19 protein-coding genes are annotated in these 18,290 nt (G+C 59.9%); 7 read left to right on the top strand and 12 right to left on the bottom strand.

Annotation, left to right across the window (positions count from 1 at the left end; genetic code table 11):
- Positions 1-110 precede the first annotated feature (110 nt).
- From AWB75_RS31680 to AWB75_RS31655, 6 genes are all read right to left on the bottom strand, one after another.
- The gene (locus AWB75_RS31680) at positions 111-335 is read right to left on the bottom strand and encodes a hypothetical protein (RefSeq protein WP_061127953.1); all 225 of its coding nucleotides are present in this window, start codon (positions 333-335) and stop codon (positions 111-113) included.
- Positions 336-438: 103 nt separating this feature from the next.
- Positions 439-1,524: a DUF7146 domain-containing protein gene (locus tag AWB75_RS31675; protein WP_061127952.1), complete on the bottom strand. Its 1,086-nt coding sequence runs from the start codon at positions 1,522-1,524 to the stop codon at positions 439-441.
- Between the two features lie 290 nt (positions 1,525-1,814).
- The gene (locus AWB75_RS31670; RefSeq protein WP_061127951.1) at positions 1,815-2,345 is read right to left on the bottom strand and encodes a single-stranded DNA-binding protein; all 531 of its coding nucleotides are present in this window, start codon (positions 2,343-2,345) and stop codon (positions 1,815-1,817) included.
- A gap of 10 nt (positions 2,346-2,355) precedes the next feature.
- Entirely contained in the window at positions 2,356-3,162 is an 807-nt protein-coding gene (locus tag AWB75_RS31665) for a hypothetical protein (protein WP_061127950.1), read from the bottom strand.
- 9 nt (positions 3,163-3,171) lie between these two features.
- Positions 3,172-3,606, bottom strand: a complete 435-nt coding sequence (locus AWB75_RS31660) for a hypothetical protein (RefSeq protein WP_061127949.1) — start codon at positions 3,604-3,606, stop codon at positions 3,172-3,174.
- Positions 3,607-3,716: 110 nt separating this feature from the next.
- Positions 3,717-4,016 carry a hypothetical protein gene (locus tag AWB75_RS31655; RefSeq protein WP_061127948.1) on the bottom strand — a complete coding sequence of 100 codons (300 nt, stop codon included), beginning with the start codon at positions 4,014-4,016 and terminating at the stop codon, positions 3,717-3,719.
- A 380-nt stretch (positions 4,017-4,396) separates the two neighbouring features.
- On the opposite strand from AWB75_RS31655, the gene AWB75_RS31650 reads away from it, so the two are divergent.
- From AWB75_RS31650 to AWB75_RS31625, 7 genes are all read left to right on the top strand, one after another.
- On the top strand, positions 4,397-5,104 hold the full coding sequence (locus AWB75_RS31650) for a nuclease-related domain-containing protein (protein ID WP_061127955.1): 708 nt from the start codon (positions 4,397-4,399) through the stop codon (positions 5,102-5,104).
- 214 nt (positions 5,105-5,318) lie between these two features.
- Complete coding sequence (locus AWB75_RS31645) at positions 5,319-5,687, top strand: hypothetical protein (protein WP_143746574.1); 369 nt, start codon at positions 5,319-5,321, stop codon at positions 5,685-5,687.
- 110 nt (positions 5,688-5,797) lie between these two features.
- Positions 5,798-7,057 (top strand): coiled-coil domain-containing protein, encoded by a 1,260-nt coding sequence (locus tag AWB75_RS31640; protein ID WP_061127946.1) that lies wholly within the window; start codon positions 5,798-5,800, stop codon positions 7,055-7,057.
- An 82-nt stretch (positions 7,058-7,139) separates the two neighbouring features.
- Entirely contained in the window at positions 7,140-8,327 is a 1,188-nt protein-coding gene (locus AWB75_RS31635; RefSeq protein WP_061127945.1) for a FlhC family transcriptional regulator, read from the top strand.
- A gap of 25 nt (positions 8,328-8,352) precedes the next feature.
- Positions 8,353-8,523 (top strand): hypothetical protein, encoded by a 171-nt coding sequence (locus AWB75_RS38265; protein WP_167357749.1) that lies wholly within the window; start codon positions 8,353-8,355, stop codon positions 8,521-8,523.
- A gap of 3 nt (positions 8,524-8,526) precedes the next feature.
- Positions 8,527-8,898, top strand: a complete 372-nt coding sequence (locus AWB75_RS31630) for a hypothetical protein (RefSeq protein ID WP_061127944.1) — start codon at positions 8,527-8,529, stop codon at positions 8,896-8,898.
- A 210-nt stretch (positions 8,899-9,108) separates the two neighbouring features.
- Positions 9,109-10,215, top strand: coding sequence for a CAP domain-containing protein (locus AWB75_RS31625; RefSeq protein ID WP_061127943.1), 1,107 nt, complete (start codon positions 9,109-9,111; stop codon positions 10,213-10,215).
- Positions 10,216-10,905: 690 nt separating this feature from the next.
- Here AWB75_RS31625 and AWB75_RS31620 read toward each other — a convergent pair.
- Genes AWB75_RS31620 through AWB75_RS31595 form a run of 6 tightly spaced genes read right to left on the bottom strand, consistent with a single transcriptional unit; the run spans position 10,906 to position 18,281 of the window.
- On the bottom strand, positions 10,906-12,216 hold the full coding sequence (locus AWB75_RS31620) for a hypothetical protein (protein WP_159462826.1): 1,311 nt from the start codon (positions 12,214-12,216) through the stop codon (positions 10,906-10,908).
- Between the two features lie 15 nt (positions 12,217-12,231).
- The gene (locus AWB75_RS31615) at positions 12,232-12,846 is read right to left on the bottom strand and encodes a hypothetical protein (RefSeq protein ID WP_061127941.1); all 615 of its coding nucleotides are present in this window, start codon (positions 12,844-12,846) and stop codon (positions 12,232-12,234) included.
- An 11-nt stretch (positions 12,847-12,857) separates the two neighbouring features.
- Positions 12,858-13,976: a type II secretion system F family protein gene (locus AWB75_RS31610; protein ID WP_061127940.1), complete on the bottom strand. Its 1,119-nt coding sequence runs from the start codon at positions 13,974-13,976 to the stop codon at positions 12,858-12,860.
- 12 nt (positions 13,977-13,988) lie between these two features.
- Positions 13,989-16,391 carry an ATPase, T2SS/T4P/T4SS family gene (locus AWB75_RS31605; RefSeq protein ID WP_061127939.1) on the bottom strand — a complete coding sequence of 801 codons (2,403 nt, stop codon included), beginning with the start codon at positions 16,389-16,391 and terminating at the stop codon, positions 13,989-13,991.
- A gap of 2 nt (positions 16,392-16,393) precedes the next feature.
- Complete coding sequence (locus AWB75_RS31600) at positions 16,394-16,954, bottom strand: hypothetical protein (protein WP_143746572.1); 561 nt, start codon at positions 16,952-16,954, stop codon at positions 16,394-16,396.
- A gap of 46 nt (positions 16,955-17,000) precedes the next feature.
- Entirely contained in the window at positions 17,001-18,281 is a 1,281-nt protein-coding gene (locus tag AWB75_RS31595) for a type 4b pilus protein PilO2 (protein WP_061127937.1), read from the bottom strand.
- Positions 18,282-18,290: the final 9 nt, after the last annotated feature.

Genomic DNA, 18,290 nt, shown 5'->3' with positions numbered 1-18,290 from the left:
CGACCGAGTCGTCAAATCCCGCCCCTCACGTTACTCCGTCCGGTACCTTAGAAAGGACCTTAACTGAACGGCATTAAGCCAATCGGCTGGGTTTTGTCTTAATGGTGTGCTCAGTGCAGCAACGACACCCCTTGTGCGCTCGCCTGTCGGCGAATGCAATAGAACCATGCGGTGTCGAGTGTGACACCCTGCTTCTCGATTCGAGCGTTACCGCGCTGCCCGCGATCGATAACGTCGTACGCCTCGGCTTCGGACTTGCCGACTCTCACGGAACCATTCTCCACGCCGGAGGTTGCGACAATCTTGTAGCGGCCGACAATCATGCTGAAGCTCATTTCCGTTTCTCCATTGGAATGGCTCGGACGGATTGCGGCCCCGGGTGGGGACGAATCCCCACCGGGCGAAAGTTACAGTTAGCGGCGCAAGCGCCGCGAACAATCAAACGTGAGCGGCTTCCCGCTGCAAATTTCGAACAGGCAACTTCGATGCGGCACGCTTCATACCGCGGCAAACCAACCACTCATCCGCGAAGTCGGTTTCCCGCTTCTTCGGACGATGAATCACAGCCGTGTACCCTTCGGCACGCAGCCGCTTAGCAAGCTTCAACGCGGCATCGACCCCAGGCGACTTGCCTGTACGAGGATCGATAGCGTCGAAGTCTGCAAAGATGTGAACCACGCGGATGCCGAGCCCGTCCGGCACCACAAAATCCGCAAGCAGGATGCGATTCAGGCAGTACCACGTCGGCACGCCGAATTGCATGTGAGCGGCATACGCTGTTTCGAGACCTTCAGCTACCCCGATCTCGCCATCGACCGGATCCATCAGCCGGACTGCGCCGCCGTTGAGCTTGTGAAGCGTCACGTCGTTCAATTTGGCCGGTAGGATCTCGCCATCGTTAGTGACGATCGTCGCCTTCGCCACCGTCGAGCGTTCGAGGAACGTCCGGTGCAGTGTGCCAAGGCGGCCGTCCGGCAGCGTAAAGCGAGCGATGATGCCCGGCCACTGGCCGATCACCTTCTTCTCGTGCCGATAGTCGAGCATCGCTTGGCGCAGAGCCTGCGACGGCGGCGCCGTCAGACCCGGAACCCGCGCGCGCAAATAGCGCGGCACCAATCCATCGGATCCGATGAGCGTCGCGCGATCCCACATTGACTCGAGCCGCTTGCGCGCCCATTCGGGATCGACTTTTCGGCCGGGAGCCGGGGCCGCCGCCTGCTGCGCTCGACACTGTCGAGCCTCAGCAAGCGATCCACCTTCGAGCTCGAGCATCAATTCACGGAAGCTCATGCCCGCTACCTTGCAGATGAGCTCAAACCCGTCGCCGGCTTTGGGGTCACCGTTGTTGCATTTGCGGCATACCCAATCGCCACGGCCGCGTTTGTTGTCGTAAGTGAAGCGGTCGTTACCGCCGCAGATGGGACACGATCCGCTCTTCCCGGTCAGTGAGCTTTCCGGCACTCCATACTTGTGGAGCAACGTAACCCACTGTTCCGGGGACAGCTTGAGTCTCTTTGCATTCATTTGTCACTCCGTAGTGGTGCGGTTGAGGTCGATGCCTGAACAGGCGGTGAAACCGTGCTCAAAAAAACCGTCCGTGCACGCGCAACGATCGCGGCTAACGGCTTTTTTCAGCAGAGGTGGTGCGCAAAAAAGATTGATACGCGGACCGCGCGAGGAGAAACGGACGCTTCGCGGTTCCGCCGGCCCAAGGGGGCCGGAGAGAACGACGAAGGTGAGGTGAGGTGTTACGGGAAAGAAGGTGAGAGGCTACGGGATTAGATCGCAGCCCATTCACGACCCATTAAATATGGTCAGAACGGAATATCGTCGTCCATATCTGCGAATCCACCGCCGCCGCCGAAAGAGCCGGACGATTGCGGCGCACGCGCCGTCGAAGCGGCCGGAGCCGAACCACCGGAAGCCGGTCGACCATTCTCCTGGCGACCCTGACGCTGCGATCGCGGCGACTCGAAGTCGTCTGCGCTCGATGCGCCTCGCTCGCCAGCTGCTCGACCACCGAGCATCTGCATCTGGTCCGCGACGATCTCGGTCGAATACCGCTCCTGTCCAGCTTGATCCGTCCACTTGCGTGTGCGGATTCTGCCTTCGACGTACACCGATGAGCCTTTCTTCAGATACTCGTTGACGATCTCGGCCAGCCGGCCGAAGAACGACACGCGATGCCACTCGGTCAACTCCTTCATCTCGCCGGAGGACTTGTCCTTGTAACGGTCGGTCGTTGCCAGTCGGATATTGGCCACCGCGTCGCCGCTCGGCAGGTAGCGCGTTTCGGGATCAGCCCCGAGGTTGCCCACGAGAATGACCTTGTTTACTGATGCCATGAGAGGCTCCTTAAGATTTTTTGATGGACCACAGCCACTTGTCCCACAGCACTTGCGCGCCGCTGGAATCGAGCTTCGGTCTTCCACGTTTATCAACAGCGGGCACCTTGGTTTTGCCAACGCGCCTGACTTCTACACGATCACCGACTCTGCAATTCGCTTCCGCGATCGCGTCGCGAAGGCCCTCGCCTTGCACGACATCAGTTCCGCCGCGGTGCTGAAGCGTGATGCAGAAGGACTCGTAGGTTTTCCCGGGGCGGTTGCCATCGGGAAACTCCTTTTCGCCCCACTCTTTCAACACGCCGTATCGGGGGCGCTCGGTCCGTTTAGGTGCTCCGCTGTGTGCTTCGCTTGCCTGGGCGGCTGGAGCCGATACGACAGCGTCCACGATCGCATCGTCGCGCTGGCGTAATTGTTGGGACGCCGGCTCGGACCGCTTGCGCGCAGACAAGGCTGCCCCCGCTTCAAACTCAGTTGGCTGAGCTTCCCTGATCGCTGTGGCGATCGCATCCGTCAGCGTGCCGGTGTGCTCACGCAGTACTTCCCAGTGCGGCGCGAGTGATGGCATCAACTTCATGCCGACGGCGGTTTGCTTGAGTTCGAAGTCGAATGCCGGGAGGAACTGGACAACCACGCCTCCCTCATCGCGAAAGAGCATGGCTTGGCCGGCAACGTTGACGTGACGCTCATTGCGCGCACCTTGCCCAACGACAACGGGAGCCGGTTGCGCACTCGAGCGTGCATCCGGTCGTGGTTGCGCCGGGGACGCGGTGCCGAAGAGACTGCCGAGCATCCGCCCGAAGGTAAATGTGCTCATGCTGGTCTCCTACAACAGGGTGCCGAAACTGTCGCGACGAACCTCTTCCATGTCGCGCTTGAGCAGCGGGTTACTCAATATTACGTCTTGCAGGATTTCAGGATCGACGCCGTTGATCTGGCAGACGAATCGGTACGGCACTGCGCCGTTCCAGAACTCCATGACCCACCCGAGCGTCGCCCGGTAGTCTTCGAGATCGAGTTTCTTTCTGTTTTTGAGTCGCTCGCTGAACAATGCGGCGCAGTCCATCAGCGACTCGGGCATGTTGTCGCCGCGCCGGCTGTCGGTAGCCAGACTGATCAGCGCGTCGACCATCTTGTTTGTCACCGCCTCACTCCAGAACTGCGGATCGGGCAAGGGATCTGGCTTGGCCTGAACACGGGTGACCGGCGCCGGGGGCGCGTCGAACATGTCCAGTTGCCATGCTGCGACTTCCGTATGCATGGGAATCTCCGAATGAACGGGAAACCCATGCCCGCAACGGGAGGATTTCCCGTTGGGGGTGAGGATCAAGACCGCCCGTGAGGGACGGTCTTGACGTTCAGGCGTAGCGACTAGTCGTCGGTGCCTGTCTTGAGTGGAATGACCACTGCGGATTTCGCGTACTGACGCTTGATAGGCGTGACCTTCTCTTCTGCCGGAACCGGCGAAGCAGTAGCAGTCGGTGACGCTTTCGCTTCTTCCACTCTGTCTTCCTTCAACGAGGCCTTGATGGATCGGTTGATCCATGTGGCAACGGCGAAGGAGACGAACAGAAACGCAAAGAAGGAGTGCGCCGCGAACCACAACGCAAAACACACAGCGACCAACCAAGCGGGCGATTTGATCGCCTTGAAGACCAACTGCTTCGGCATTTTTCTCTCCAGAAAAACTGACGCACAAGGGGGATGTCCAGCCAGTAAAGCGCTGGATGGTTTTCGATGCTCGATTGAGCAGGGAAAAACGGCGCGCGGAGAGACGCTTTCGTCACGGCTCGATAAAGCGTGGCGGGAGCAGCTCTATGCGGAAGAAAGGGAGATTGAGCGGTCGCAATACCTATCGCGATGCTTTTCGTCGATGCGTCCAGGACGCGGGGATGAAATTGAATGTACGCGAAGCGGGCAAGCCCGTGCAGGCGAAAGCTCGCAAAAACAGACCGCCTTTCGAGACGGCATTCTGTTTATCGCGCTTTTTCGCGCCTTGACAATGCGATGCGGGTGTCATGCTGGTTACAGATCAACCCAACCGAGCAACCATGCTTGTCGAAATCACCGTCGCCATCGGGGCCTATTGTGTCGACCGAGGCCGCGAGAAAATCCGTAAGCAAGATGCGGTCTCGCGCCCCCACCTCTTCAATCGACGTTCCGACGCGATCGGAGCAGCCGGTGAATCTGCGGCGCAGGCAGAGCTCCGAAAAACGCTGTACTGGCTTTGCGGCAACGAGTTCTATCTCCATGACGGGCCGCTCGTGATCGAGCATGCGCCGGGCACAGACTATCCGACCGCCGAGATCGACCACCTCGCCGTGACGCCCTTTGGCATCTTCATCTTCGAGACGAAACACTGGCCGGGCCACATCGCCCCGTCCACTCGCGCGGGAAAGCTGACGCGTTCAGCGTCGAGCGGGCAGACGGACGAGCGGCGCTCGCCCATTGAGCAGCACCGCAGCAAGCTGCGATTTCTCCGCGACCAATTGCCCCCGATCTGGCCGGTGCGCGGCGCTGGGTTATTCACATCGGCCGAGGCCGTGCTCGATCCTGATCTACCAACCGATCTGCTGGCTCCGGCCGACTTGCGACAGTGGCTCCGCATGCAACGAGACGCCTTCGCAGGTGCCAAGCCCATCTGCGTGGAAGTGGCGAAAAAAGCAGTGCTCCTGCTGGCGGACGACTCTCAAATGGCACTGCAAAAGCACAAAGCGATGACAATTAGGGCCGGATTGAGGATGTCCCATTGGTCATAAGATTTCATTAGACGCAAGCTTCGAATTACATTTCTTGTGTCCAAATGTTACTAAAGTGTTTCACGAATGGGCCGTTAAACGTTTGCGAACATGCAGCAGCGACGCCCCTCTTCCATATCTGGATTGAAAGAGGGGGTGAAAAGAGCGTCTTTCGGTCAAAAACTCCCGAAGGCGGTCGTTACGATTGGTTACTTGCACGAAATACGAGGTTGAGATGTACGAATCGGAGAACAAAAAGTTCTTGGATATGGCGCAAGAGGTGATGGGTGAAGCGCACACCCCCGAGACAATCACGGCACTGGCTAAACACGCTGCTGAACTGGTTGCGCTCAGGGGTTCATCCGCAGGTGCGCCTGACCTGGTGTCGATCGGGACGCGCATTTCCGAATGCCTCTACCTGATTAAAGACGCGGTGGTGGCGACCGCCGGCGACACGTTGGAATCACGCAAGGAAGCCGCCGCCATGTGCTTCTCTTTCCTTGCGAAAGCAGTTGAGATGCCTCGCCGTCGCGCGGCAGTACATGCGCATCGCAGAACGATTCAAGGACACCGACCTCGACCTGAGCGCCATGACCGTCCGTGACCTGTTGTCCCGCCCCTAACTAAATAGCTTAACTGCGAGCGCGTCGAAAGAGCCCTTGCGGTGTGATGAGCAGCGCCGGGTGGTGCTGCTGCAAAATCTGGAGAGAAGAAATGCCGAACGGCGAGACGTCCAAGAACACCCAACTGAGCAAAGTCCAGCACCCGCTCCTCAATCCCCCCGGGGAATTCAATGATGCGCTGGACGACATCTTCACGAAGCACGATCCCAAGTGGTCCTATCGCGACACTATCGCACGTGCCGTCAAGAAGGCACTAGGCGACGATCCAGCATTCGAAGAACTGGCGGTACAGATTATTGAAAGCCTGATGGCCGTTGCGGAAGCGCGGGCTCGCATTAAGGCCGACCTGGAAACGATCGGCGCCCATCTGCTCAATACGATGTACTCGCTCAAGAATGTGATGATCGCGAAGGCCGGTGACACCATCGCAATCAAGCGCAAAGCTGCGTCACTGGGTTTCGTGATTTTCGATAGTGCGCTTGGGCTTAAGCGCTCCGTGGCGCGTCAATACATGCGCTGCTACGAAGCGTTCGCAGACAACGCCGAAGCCATCCGCACGTTCAATGTCGGCGAACTGGACATCCTTGCAGCGGAACACGTCACAGACGAGCAGGTTGCGGAGATTCTTGCTAAGAAAAAAGAGGATCCAGACATGACCCGCATGGACGTCAAGCGAATGCTCGTCGAACTGCAGAAGAAGGACGCGGCGCTCGAGGACGGACGCATCCAACTCTTGAACGTTCACTCGCAACTCCAGGACGCAAAAACAGCGCTCTCAGTGTCCGAAAGCGAGGCCAAGCACCTACGCACTGAACTGGCTGCGAGCGCTCGCAAGATCTCCGACCGCGAGGCAGACCTTGCGCGAATGGACGATCACTACAAGCGCAAGCAAGCCGGTCTGAGCAACATGGAAAAGGACCTTGCCGACAAGGACAAGGAAATCGGGCGGCTCACCCGCGAAGCCAACGAGTTGCGCAATCGCAAGCCCGATGTGCAGTACGTGGACAAGCCGACGGCCCCCGCTGGCTACACAAGCATCGCCGAATCCATTCAGAAGAGCAATGACGAGCTCGCTGAAATCGAGAAAAGGATCGCCGCGGAACAAGCCGCCCTCGAGGCGCTCGAGGCGGAACGCAAAAAACAGGCGGCAGCAATCGAGGCGGCGAACAAGGTTCAAGCCTCCCTGCAGGACGTCTCAGCCTCCTTCGAAGTTTTTGCCGCAAAACTCATGGGCGCCCAACTCGCGGTACAGGCGTGTGAGACGCCCGCGCAGCATGAGCCGCTTCTGGAAGCACTGGCCGCGATGCTGCGCAAGACCGTGTCTGAGCTGGACGCTGCGCTCGGCAGGTAAGGTAAGAATCAACGAGAAAAGCTACGGGCCGGGCGCGCTCTATCGCGTCCGACGAAGCTAAAAAAAGCCACAAACAAGAACTATGTCAACGAACACCCTAGATGCTGTCGAGACCACGATCTCGCTTCCGAAATTCATCGCCGAAAAGATTCAGCGAGCCAACTACGCACTGACGGATGTAATTCACAACGTGCTCGTCCGTTATCGGGACGCTGAAAACTTCTTCGGCGTCTCCCGCGACAACATGGACACGTTCAAAGCCCACGCGCTCCCGAAGGCGATGCTGATGAACATGCCGTTTCTCGCACTTGCTCCCGCTTTGCAAGATCCTCGCGACTGGGAAACGTTCGTCGATGGTGTTCTCCTCTCCCCCACTGTCGAAGAGTTGACCAAAGCGATGCCCGCTGTCGACGCCCTGACCGCGCGCGATATCTTTCACTACAACTGTACCTACGTTTCCCTGCTCAAAGACGTACTCCACATGAGCGTCCTGGCCGCGCCCTTGCTTGGCATTTCCTTCAAGCTCGCCGAGTACCTTATGGAATTGCCGATCGGCCGGCTCGAAGCGGCGATTGGCGCGATCACCTTCCCGCTTTTCAGATGGCGGTTCGACGAGCAACTTTTTTGGACCGAATACAGTGCCGGATGGCTCACACACGAATCTGTCGCCCATTACCTGATGAGCACGTCGAACCTCAAATCGACCGCTCTGCCCTACACGCATCTCTGGTCGGACCTCCGTTTGGATCGCGCCCAGCGAGATGTCTACGCTCGCATGCTGATGACGCAAGGCGTTCGCGCATCGACCGCGACCAATCTGTTTGGCCTGAACCAGACGAGAGCGCGTGACACATACAAGCAGATCCACGGTGTGAGCTCGCCCTGCGGCTGCAACCCTAGCTCGCTCACGTTGTACGTCGACTATCCGGCGCATCGCTTGCAAGGCACGCTGTTGGTCTGGCTGTACCGATGCGCGCTCGAAAATAAGGCGAGCATTCCTGAGGCGCTGATCGCAGCCAACGACATCGTCGCGAAAATGTTCGGTGAAAAGCTCGTCATCACGGCCGATCGTGCAAATCACCTGACGCGCTCGATGGCGATGGACTCGCGCCTGACAATGGCGCCCTGCCGAAGCTGCGGCACGGACTACATCCTGTCCAACGGTGAAGGAAAGATCGAGTTGGCCAAGGACTTCGTCTGTCCCGGCTGCAGCTACGCCTTCAAACCCCGCTTCGATCTGAAGAAGAAAAAAGGTCGATCGAAAGCCTAATTTAACGGATCTGGAGGTCCAATCGATGTCGCATGAATTTACCGTTGACGCCGGACTGGTCATCTTCTCGCGTGACGGACGCGCTCAGTTCGGTTGGCACGATCGGGAGACCGGCGCGTTCTATGCCGAGGCCGATGGTCGCTGCATTCCCGACGCGGTAGGTGCAGTCGAGTTTCAGTCGGACGTGATGCACTAGATCATGCAGGACTTCGCCTTCCTCTTTTCCGATAGCGTCTCCGCGTGGCTTCGGGGCCGCGGCGACGGGCGGTTTCAACGATACGAACGGCACTATCGCAGCGATCGCGCCAGTGCCCCCTCTCCCGACGCCTTTGATCTCGAAAAGAGCAACGTGCTCTTCTCCCGACGGTCTCGTCGCGGAAAAGGGCGAATCGCTTCGGTTCTGAAGAGTAAGCCATTCGCCGCCCTCGCCACATTCCTTATTTTCCTGTGGGGCGGCTCGTTGCTGCTTTCAACGATCGGCACATCACAGCCCGTGACCGCCGGCGTCGCGCTTTGCGTCGCATTCGTTGTCTTGCGCGCGAGCAAGCTCAGGAAGCGCGCGCAGCGTTGATGGCAAACGGTTGCGAGGCCGCAGCGGTGGCTGATCCGCATTTCTTACGAAGTATTAAAATGCCTGCGCCGCCCATTGGCCAAAGGCACTTTCCAACGAGGATCGCGGTAACGGGGCGGATTCCGGGACGACTTGACTTCGAACACCGCTCGATAACATGAAAGTAAGCAGATCGCACGGGCGACTGCATCAACTAGGTCGGAACAACAAATGACGATTAAAAGCAACTTCAAACTTTCGATGGCCGCGATCGCTGCTTCGCTCTTGGTGGGCGCGTGTGGTGGCGGCGGTGGCGGCGACAATGCAAGCTCCGGCGCAGCGCCTGCCTCTGGCGCAAGCGCACCAACCGGCAGCCAAACGACCTCGGGCGTCGCTCCGCGCACGTCGGTGGCAACGCCGACCTATGCGGCCGGCTCGTTCCAGATCGTGGCGTTCAATCAGATCAACGCCTATCGCAATGCGATGGGCGTCGGCATGCTCAGCCAAGATCCAATTCTTGATACGTCCGCGCAGGCACACTCGCTGTATCTCTCCGGCAACCTAAGCACCGGTGCCATCAACTCCCTGCCGCACGATGAAATTACTGGCAATGCGAATTATTATGCCGATACGCCTCTTGCCCGGGCGCGCAAAGCAGGCGCTCCGACAACTGAATACGTCGGGGAGAACGTAGCGGCGGGATTCGCTACGACCGCAATTGCCGATGCAGCCGACTGCGTTGGTCAGGCATTGGCATCCGTCTATCACTTGGTCAGCTTGACCTACACGCAGGAGACTATCGGACTCGGCTACGGTCCGGGGTCTACGGGGTACCCAAACTACACCTGCGTGAGCGATTTCGGAACGTCGACTGGCGTCACCGGCACGCCGACAGGTAACAGCTTGACATCCGTTGGAGGCCAGCAGATCGCTTCGACAGCGGTTGTGCACTCCCCGTATGCGAGTGAAATCGGTGTTGCCCTGTCGATGCGTCCCGAGGCGTCCAATCCGGCTCCGGACGTTTCTGCCCCGGGCCGTCCAATCCTGGTTCGCGTTAGTGCTGCTCAAGGTATCGACACATTGACGGTAAGCCAGTATGCGTTGACAGACAGCAGCGGCTCCTTGGTAGCGACGCGTATCCTGGTTCCGTCGGCCGCCGTTGCCGGGTCGACCGCCACCACTATTGCAGATCCGAACAATCTCCTGCCGAGTGGGACAGCTGTTCTGCTCCCACTGTCCGCCCTAAAGGCGAACACCACCTACACCGTGGCGTTTGTGGGTGCCCGGGACGGCGCGCCGGTTTCCGCTACTTGGAGCTTCACAACGGCTTCCAAGTAAGACCGTAGAGGCTAACGGCAGTTTTCTCTCCATCGAAAGGCGCCCCGATCCGTACAATCGAGGCGTTTTTCAGTCTCAACGTGTCGTAGGTCGATTAGGTTCCGCCGCCGCAGGCCGTACCACCGCAATCGCCGTATTCACCGGATTTGAAGTATGCCTGATTGACATTCGCCCAAGACCCGTCATCCATCGTCGCGCAGGCTACAGTCCATAAGTTGCTCGTATAACCACTCGACAAGTCGTAGGCCGGGCCGGGCGAATGATCGTAGTAGGTCGACCAGTACCAGACTCCGTTGGACTTGAGGTGATACTGCCGCGTCTGTGGTCCAATCGTGATTCCATCTTGCAGAGCTCGCGCCGCGCAATTGGCCTTCGCCTGATCAGCCGGATTCACCGGTGGATCATTCTGCGGCGGCGGGGGCGGCGGTGCGTTGCATGAATAGATCCACGTAGCGCCGCTCCACGCCGGACCGCTTGCGAAGCCGTATGCGCACGTCGGTTGGGGCGTCGCGCACTGATAGCGCACACCCAACTTCTGCCATGAGTAACCCGGATCGCAACTTGGGGCACGCGGCACGCCAATAGGATTCTGCACCCACTCCGCGTTCGACCGTGTCGGGACAGTCAGCACCGCACCAAGCGTCGCCAACATCGTCAGCGAAAGCGCTGCCCTTATTTTCATAGTTTTCCTTATTGATTGGCGTAGGTGCAACCGACGTCGATCTGCGCTTGCAGTCCCAGTTGATCTGGGACGAGCGTGTTCGCGCCATCCGCTAGCACGTTGTAGATCTGAAGGATCCACTGAGACCCGTTCCAACCCATCGTATAGCGCGCGCCTGAAAGAGGTGGATTGCGGTTTGCGTAATCGGTTGTGATCGACTGTGGTGTGATCCTGTACCATGCCGAGCCACCAGGTCCGCAGGTGGGAGGGTAGACGCCCCATCCGTTGTACCACCCGCTGTATTGAGCATCGGCGGACTGATTGCTGACCAAGGTGCTCGCGCCGATCCAGTTGCCCCATTTGTTGCAAACAAATAATTGGTTGTTTCGGATCGTGACACCATTCCATGAGCAGTTTGGGGCCACCGAGTTGATGTTCGCTACGGTGGCGTTTACCGTAGTCCCGGATACCGTAACCGCGCTCACCGTTCCGCTCGAGGACACATTGCCCACGCTGATTGGAGCCGGACCCGAGCCCGCGTAGTTCTGGATATAGAGCGTGCCTTTGGTGCGAATCGCGGCGTTTGTGTCGTCACCGTAGTAGATCGTTCCGTTCGCCATCTGCAAACTATTTCCGGCTTGCAACTTGAGCGTCTTCCCGGACATGTTTCCGATGTTCTGGATGTCCTGGTCGTTCGCGTTCATCGTCCCAGTAAGCGGCAACGCGCCGTCGCGTCGGTAATACGGGGAATTCCCGTCTGCCCCGAATCCATTGATTGCGAGGACGATCCCTGCCTTGTTGCCCGCGGGGTTCGGCAGCGTCCATTGCCCCTGATTGCCCGTGATGACAGTCGGCGTGCGGTTGCTCGAGAACCCGAACTGACTGCCCCCCGTTGCAATCAAAGTTCCAGCGCCCGCGATGTCCGTCGTGCCCTTTTTAAGCAAGGGCTGCGACGGATAGATTTGCGACGCAATATGGCAGTTCCCCAAAGCGGTCGAGCAGTTGTCCGGCACGATCGACAAGCTAATCTGGTAGGCGCCCCCCCAGAACGGACCGCTCTTGAATGCGATCTTGCTATTGCTTTGCGCGCTCAACTGCGCAAGCGTCGGTACATTGCCCGGAGCGACCAGACTGGCCGTCGTTTGCGAGTAGCCCGCCGGAACGAGCGTCGCATAGTTGTTGGTGATATAGCTGCCAAGCGCCGCGTTGATCGAAGCCATGTTCTGGCCTTCGATCTGCAACAGGTTCTGCCGCTTGGCCGCAATGTCCTCCGTGATCCCTTGCGCAGTCAGCAAGGCCGCGCCGACCAGGACGATCAACATCTCCAATATGCTTCCCATGTCGGCGTCCCTGCTTTATGTACGCGTGGTCCACAAGGCCAACGACGCGGTCGCGCCCGCCGATGCGCATGCAGTCGCCGCTGCCGAGGCGCTGAACGGCGTGGTCGGTGCCGAAATCGTAGTGCCGTTCACGACGACTTGCGTGTAGACCGTCGACAGCGCCGCGATGCTCATCGAACACACCGAGGCCGTCACCGGATAGGTCAACACAAGCGAGTCGTTCGCCGTGACGAGCGTGCTCACCGTCGTCGTCAACGTGCCGTTGAACATGCCCTTCACCGACGAGTAGTCGGTCGCCACGCGTGCGCCTGCCGAGTCGAACGCATGGTTTTGCGCGAGGATCTTCAGCGTCTCTGCGGAGAAGTCCGCATCAGCCTGGGTGGCGTTCAGAATGCCCGTGTGGAACATCTGCGCTTCGCTCTTGAACTGCGACGAGCGGATCAAGTCGAGCACATATTTGCCGCCGGCATACACCGCCAGCGCGAGCAGCGCCGCACCGGCCATCACCGCGCCGGCTTCGATCATCGAGAGCTCGCCCGACTGGCGCTTGGCGCGAGCGATTTTCAGGATACGTGCGCGGCGCGTCTTCACATCGTCCGCGTGCACAGCCTGAGTTTGATCCTTGGTCATTTGAAGTCCTTTTAGTAGGTGGAAACCGCGGGATTGCCCGAAGTCAGGTTGACGGCGCCGGTCACGATGTACGAACCAATTCCGAGAGTCAGAAAGAGCGCGGCAGCGATGCCGAGCAGCATGAAGTGCGTCAGCCGCGCGTTACGCTTGACTGCCTCAACCACGCGATCAAGCGATTCACGCCCGAGGCTCTTGATCGCCAGTTCGAATTGATCGCGCCCTGCCGCATCGGTGATCGTGTCGACGATCGTCGTGGAGAAGATTCCGGTGTCGAGCGCACGCATCGGCTCATCCGCCCGCGCGGTAAGCCGCCGGTTCATCGTCGTCAGGTGCCAACGCATCCACGGGTCGGCGGTCTTCAACAGCCTCTCCAGCGCGGCGCGCAGTGTGAGGTTCGAATCGAACAGGCCTGCCAACGAGACGATCAGTAGCGCGGCACGCAAATCGCGTCGATTGCGCCAGAGCAGCGGCATGCGATCGAATTTGTCCCGCAGCGGTCCCGCCCAGCGCTTCAGGCTTGAGAAGTAAGCGAAGACAAGACCGATCACGACCGTAAGCGTGAGCCACCAGTACTCAAAGCAGAACGTGTCGACGTGATAGAGGAAGCGCCCGAGGTCGGGCCACTGTTCCAATGGCCGAACATCCTTGACCTGTGGAAAGATGACGCCACCAAACAGCATGCAGTACGCGTACATATAGACGAGCAGCAGGGCTGGATAAGCCATCTGGACCGACGTCGTCGACGACAAGACGCGTTTCGCCTTCGCGGCCATCTCGGCGAGCTCGAAGCCGCGCACGACCGCATCCTCGCGCGCCGACTCATCCGCGATGTCGAGCAACGCGTACTCATCGCCGGGAATGAATGGCTTTATCGCGTGCGCGAAGCTCTCGCCGCGCTGCATGGTCTCGCGAATACGGGCGAACACATGCCACTCAATGCGGCCGCGTGCGCGATTGCGCTTCTCGTAGGTCTCCAGCCGGTCGAATAGCGTCTCGGTGTTACGCAGGCCTTTGGCTGCGATATCGAGCCGTGTCTCGCGGTAGAAGTCCTCGCGCACTTTCTGGAAACGCCAGCGCGCAGTGGCGACTTGCTGCCGCTTGGGAAGCATTTTTGCAAAGGTATTGAGCATGACCGACTCGGTTTAGAGCATCCGACCGTCGACGCCCGGCATCACGCGGTATTGCGCGAACGACTGCATCGACCGATTGATGAATTGTGGGTCAATCAAACCGCGCGAAGACTTGAAAAGAGCGTGTTCATAGAGCGTCTTTCCAGTCATGTCGGCATTATCGAATCCTGTACGGCGCTCGCCGCGCCAGATTCGACGCGCACCGGCCCAGTCACGCTCTCCTACACGCTCGAGGAATTCGGGGGTCGGACGGTAGAGTTCCGCCGCAACGGAAGGACGTTTGGTGCCGCCGGCGACCTTGCCATTGCGCGTGAACAGGCCGTCCAGACGACAGTGCTGGCAACCGTCGTAGTTGCGACAAGCCATCCGAGTGGTGTCGACGCCGAATTTGTTCCGCAGGATTTCCAGATCCATCGCAGGCATCACATCTTCAGCCGGGAGCTTGCAGTGATCGCACAGCGTCGGGATGAGCTTCTGGTTGCCCACCGCGTTGATGAAGCCCTCGGACGCGAGTTCGTCAATCGGCAACTGAAGGCGACCACCGGCCATACGCATCACCGCGGCAATCACGTCACTCGCGTGAAGCGAGAAGCGAACCGGGTGACCCGTCAGCGCGAGTTCGGCAACCAGCCCCATCACCACACGATCTCGCACTTCGCCGATCGTCAGATCGTCCGGGTCCTGACGCATGAGCGTGCGGATCACCTCCGCGTATTTTCGGTTTGCCTCGTCGTCGGTTTCGTCCGGCCGGCGGATGATCGAGTAGTCCGAAAGCCAAGGCATCGGATATTCGGAAGGTTCATTCACCGCGAACTGCTTCTTCAGCTCCCGGTCCGGCAGCATATACGAGAGGGCGCGCAGCGTCGTCGTCTTGCCCGAGCCCGTCTCGCCTGTCAGGGCGGTGATGCCGCCGCTCACATAGTTCAAGGTGTCGATCAAGTCGAGTTGGCTTTGCTCGAAGCCCATGTCCTTGGGTAGCAAGACGTTGAAGTTCTTGAAGTTGCCATCGAGCAAACGCAGCGTCACGTCGTACCCGCCGACGAGCGGAGACGACTGCCACCGAAGGTTCACGGTGTCGGTCTTCACCACCAACGGAATCATGGCGGACTGGGGTGCGGTGGGCTGAAAGCTGTTACCCGAATTTGTGTTGCGCTGGACGAGATCGCTATAGGCCGCGAACAACGCGCGACGCACGATCGCCTTGGGCATGTGGCGAAAGGTGTACATATCGCCATTCACGCGAAACCGCACTTCGACTTCGTTGTGGAACTCGCGCGGTTCGAAGTGAATATCGCTCGCGCCATACGCATGGGCTGCTTCGACGATGTCACGGAAGTTGCCGATCGCTCGACTGGCTTCGCGCACGCCCGCATTGTTCGGCGAAACCGCCTTGCCGGTATAGATCGCCGCGATGACTGCCTCACTCGCGACCATCTCTTCGCGCACCAGGATGTCGTTGTTGCCAAGATCCTTGATGAACGATGCGTACTGTGCCTTCTCGCAGAAGCGAGCCGTTGCGACCGTGATTGCGATGCCAGGCTGCAGTTCGACCGCCACGAATTCCTTGCGTGCATTCGCCGGAATACGCAACGCGGCGTCGTCATCCGATACGGTCAGGATGCGCTTGAACTCGGGCAGCGACTCGGGGGAGACAAGTTCGGGACGCCCGGACATCAATCCCACCGTGCCTGCGCTCTCCCCCTCTTCGTCCGCGTCTTCCGCGAAGAAGCCTTTCGATGCCTTCGGCGCTGACACGGGCTGCTCATCTGACACGCGTGGATGTTCGATTGCTGCGCGCTCGAGCGTGGCTACAGATGGTGTCTGCGTCGCAAGGCCTGTCGCGACGATGGAAATCGGAGCGTCGGGTGACTCGTCGGTCGAAACGCCGGTGGGTGCATTCGTCGCCATACCGGCCGGCGCGGCAGCGTCGGCCATAGGTGAATCGAGCGACGGCTCGACGCGCTGCGCGCTCGAGCTGCGCTGTTCAGCCGATTTCATTGCAGCCGCCAGACTTTCAAACGTGGGCCGCTCGAAGACGGGCGGCACAAATGGATGAAAGGCCGGTTCTTCTTCCCTGCCCGAAGCATTCAGGTCGGGAACGCTCGGCGTCGACTCGGTGCCGATTACTGCCGCATCTTCGACCGTCGTGCTCTCGACGTCCTCGATATCGCCGCCTGAGAGCGCCCGTCCAAGAAACATGACTTGCGGGTTCGTCGCCCGCGATGTTGTCTCAGCCGACGGCGCTGGACGGCGCGACTCCGTGCTCGTCGACGCGGGCTCCTTCCGTTCGCGCTTGCGCTTGGGCTCGGCGCTGCTGGCCCCTTCCACGAAACCGGCACGAGGCGCACGCAAGCGCTTGAAGAAGCCTCCGCGCAGCTCGGGCGCGTCCTGATCCTCTTGATTGAACAGACCCATGATTATTTTCCGAAGGGAACAATGGTGGACGCGGTCGCCGTCGGCAGGCCACCGGGAGGAAGGGGAGAACCGAGGTCATTGATTGCCCGGATGGCCGGACCATCGGGCGCGGCGAGCGGAAGGTCGGAGGGTGCAGAGATCGTCTCGGTCCATTTGCGCTTGCCATCGACGAGCGTGACGGTGAAGCCCTCGACCGACGCCACCGTCCATCCGTTGAGCAGGCGCGACCCTTGCCGCGCCGTGTAGGTAGCACCTTGAAAGTCATAGAGGACATACGCCCCAGACATATCGGAATAGGCGCCCACGAAGGTCGCTGGCACAACGCGCTTCGGCGGAAGCAGAGGCTTATGCTCGACGAACTTGGGAGCGGCCGGCGCACTTGCCGCCGCTGGTGCTACCGGCGCGGGTGCCCCGAGCGGCGAGCCAAGCCCGACGCCCTGCATGCCGTTGTTCGAACCATCGCTCTTGCGCATCGAATCGACGATCTTCTGCCGCGCGAGCTTGTCGATATCGTCAAGCGTCAGGTGACTTTCCTGTGCGATCGCGCCGCTCGCGGCGAGCATGAGCGCGCCAATCACCGCAGAGTGCAAGGCGGACTGAGGGGGGAATTTAGTTGAGAACATAGTATTTGCCCTTCGCGGTGAAATGCACGCCGGTGCCGTCATCTTTCAACTGGATGTCGAGCGACTCCAGCGCCATGTTGTCCGGCAGCCGCGTCAGCAAAGCGCTCTGCCATTTGTAGCCATCGATCTGCCATGCGCCCCGTTGCACGAGCGGACCTTGCACCTCGCCCGCCATCGGCTGACGAGATATCAATCGTTCGGCAGGCTTGATGTCCACCACGTAGCCGTGGCTGCTGAGGGTCTCCGGGGTCGTAGAGAGTTTCTGCGGTTCGGTCTGCAACGCCTTGATGAGCGCCTGCTGCGTCGGCCACGACTTGGCATCGGCGAGCGCCACGCGCTGCACGATGTCCGCTTCCGGCCCTTTCGTAGTCAGGTGCCAGCCATCTGGATTGAAGACCACCGGACGAATCGATTCGGGCGCGCGGGCGTCGAACTCCTTGAACGTGCCGCCTTGCCGTTTGTAGGTGGTCACACAAGGCCCGGTCGCATTGCAGGTCGCCTTCTCGAACTGCCAGCCGGCGAAGTTACTTTCCTCGCCACCGAATTTCGCGAGCAGTTGAGGCGCGAAGAGCTTTGCGAGCGGCGCGGGTGCGGCGAGCGTGCGCAACACGGCCGCCTGATATTCCTGCATGAAGGTAGGCGGAGGCGCGGGCGGGGGCGGAGGTGGATTGAGGATCTCCACCGCCTGCTTGCCGACGAAGAGAAGCGCCGCCAGGATCACGAACAACGGCACGACCGTCGGCACTGCGACGGGCATTTTCTTAATCAGACCAACCTTGCGGTCGACTAACAACTCGCGCAGTTGGAACATCTCGTCGACGGCGTGAAGTTGCGCGCCGAAACCGAGCGTCGCGAGCGCGAGACCCGCTTTCTCGCACTGGTCCTCGATTTCCTCGCGTCGATCCGCGAGTGCGATGAGCGCCACCTCTTCATCGGCTGTAACCGCGCCGCGCTGCACCAGCACCAGATGCACACGCTCTTCATTCTGGATCAGCACCAGCACGGCGGGCCGGCGCCGAACCCGGTCCAGCATAGCAATACGTGCGGCTGCGGAATACAGCTTGCTGCCCTTTCGTTGCTCGGCCTCGAGCGTGCAGAAGCCCGCGATTGTTTCGTCGTTTGCCTTGATCTCGGCGTAATGCGTCGCGGCAAGTCCCTGGGCGTAATGCCGACGCTCGGCCCGCGCGCCTTTGGGCGAGTACGCCCGCCATTCAAGCCCGAAGACCAGCTTCGCGCCCTTCTCCCCCGGAATCGATTCGAAGTGCATTCTTGTGCT

Origin of the sequence: Caballeronia catudaia, from assembly GCF_001544755.2 — a bacterium.
In the GTDB taxonomy this organism is placed as follows: Bacteria; Pseudomonadota; Gammaproteobacteria; order Burkholderiales; family Burkholderiaceae; genus Caballeronia; species Caballeronia catudaia.
Note: the sequence above shows the minus strand (reverse complement) of the source record. Positions and strands in the feature narration are given on the sequence as shown.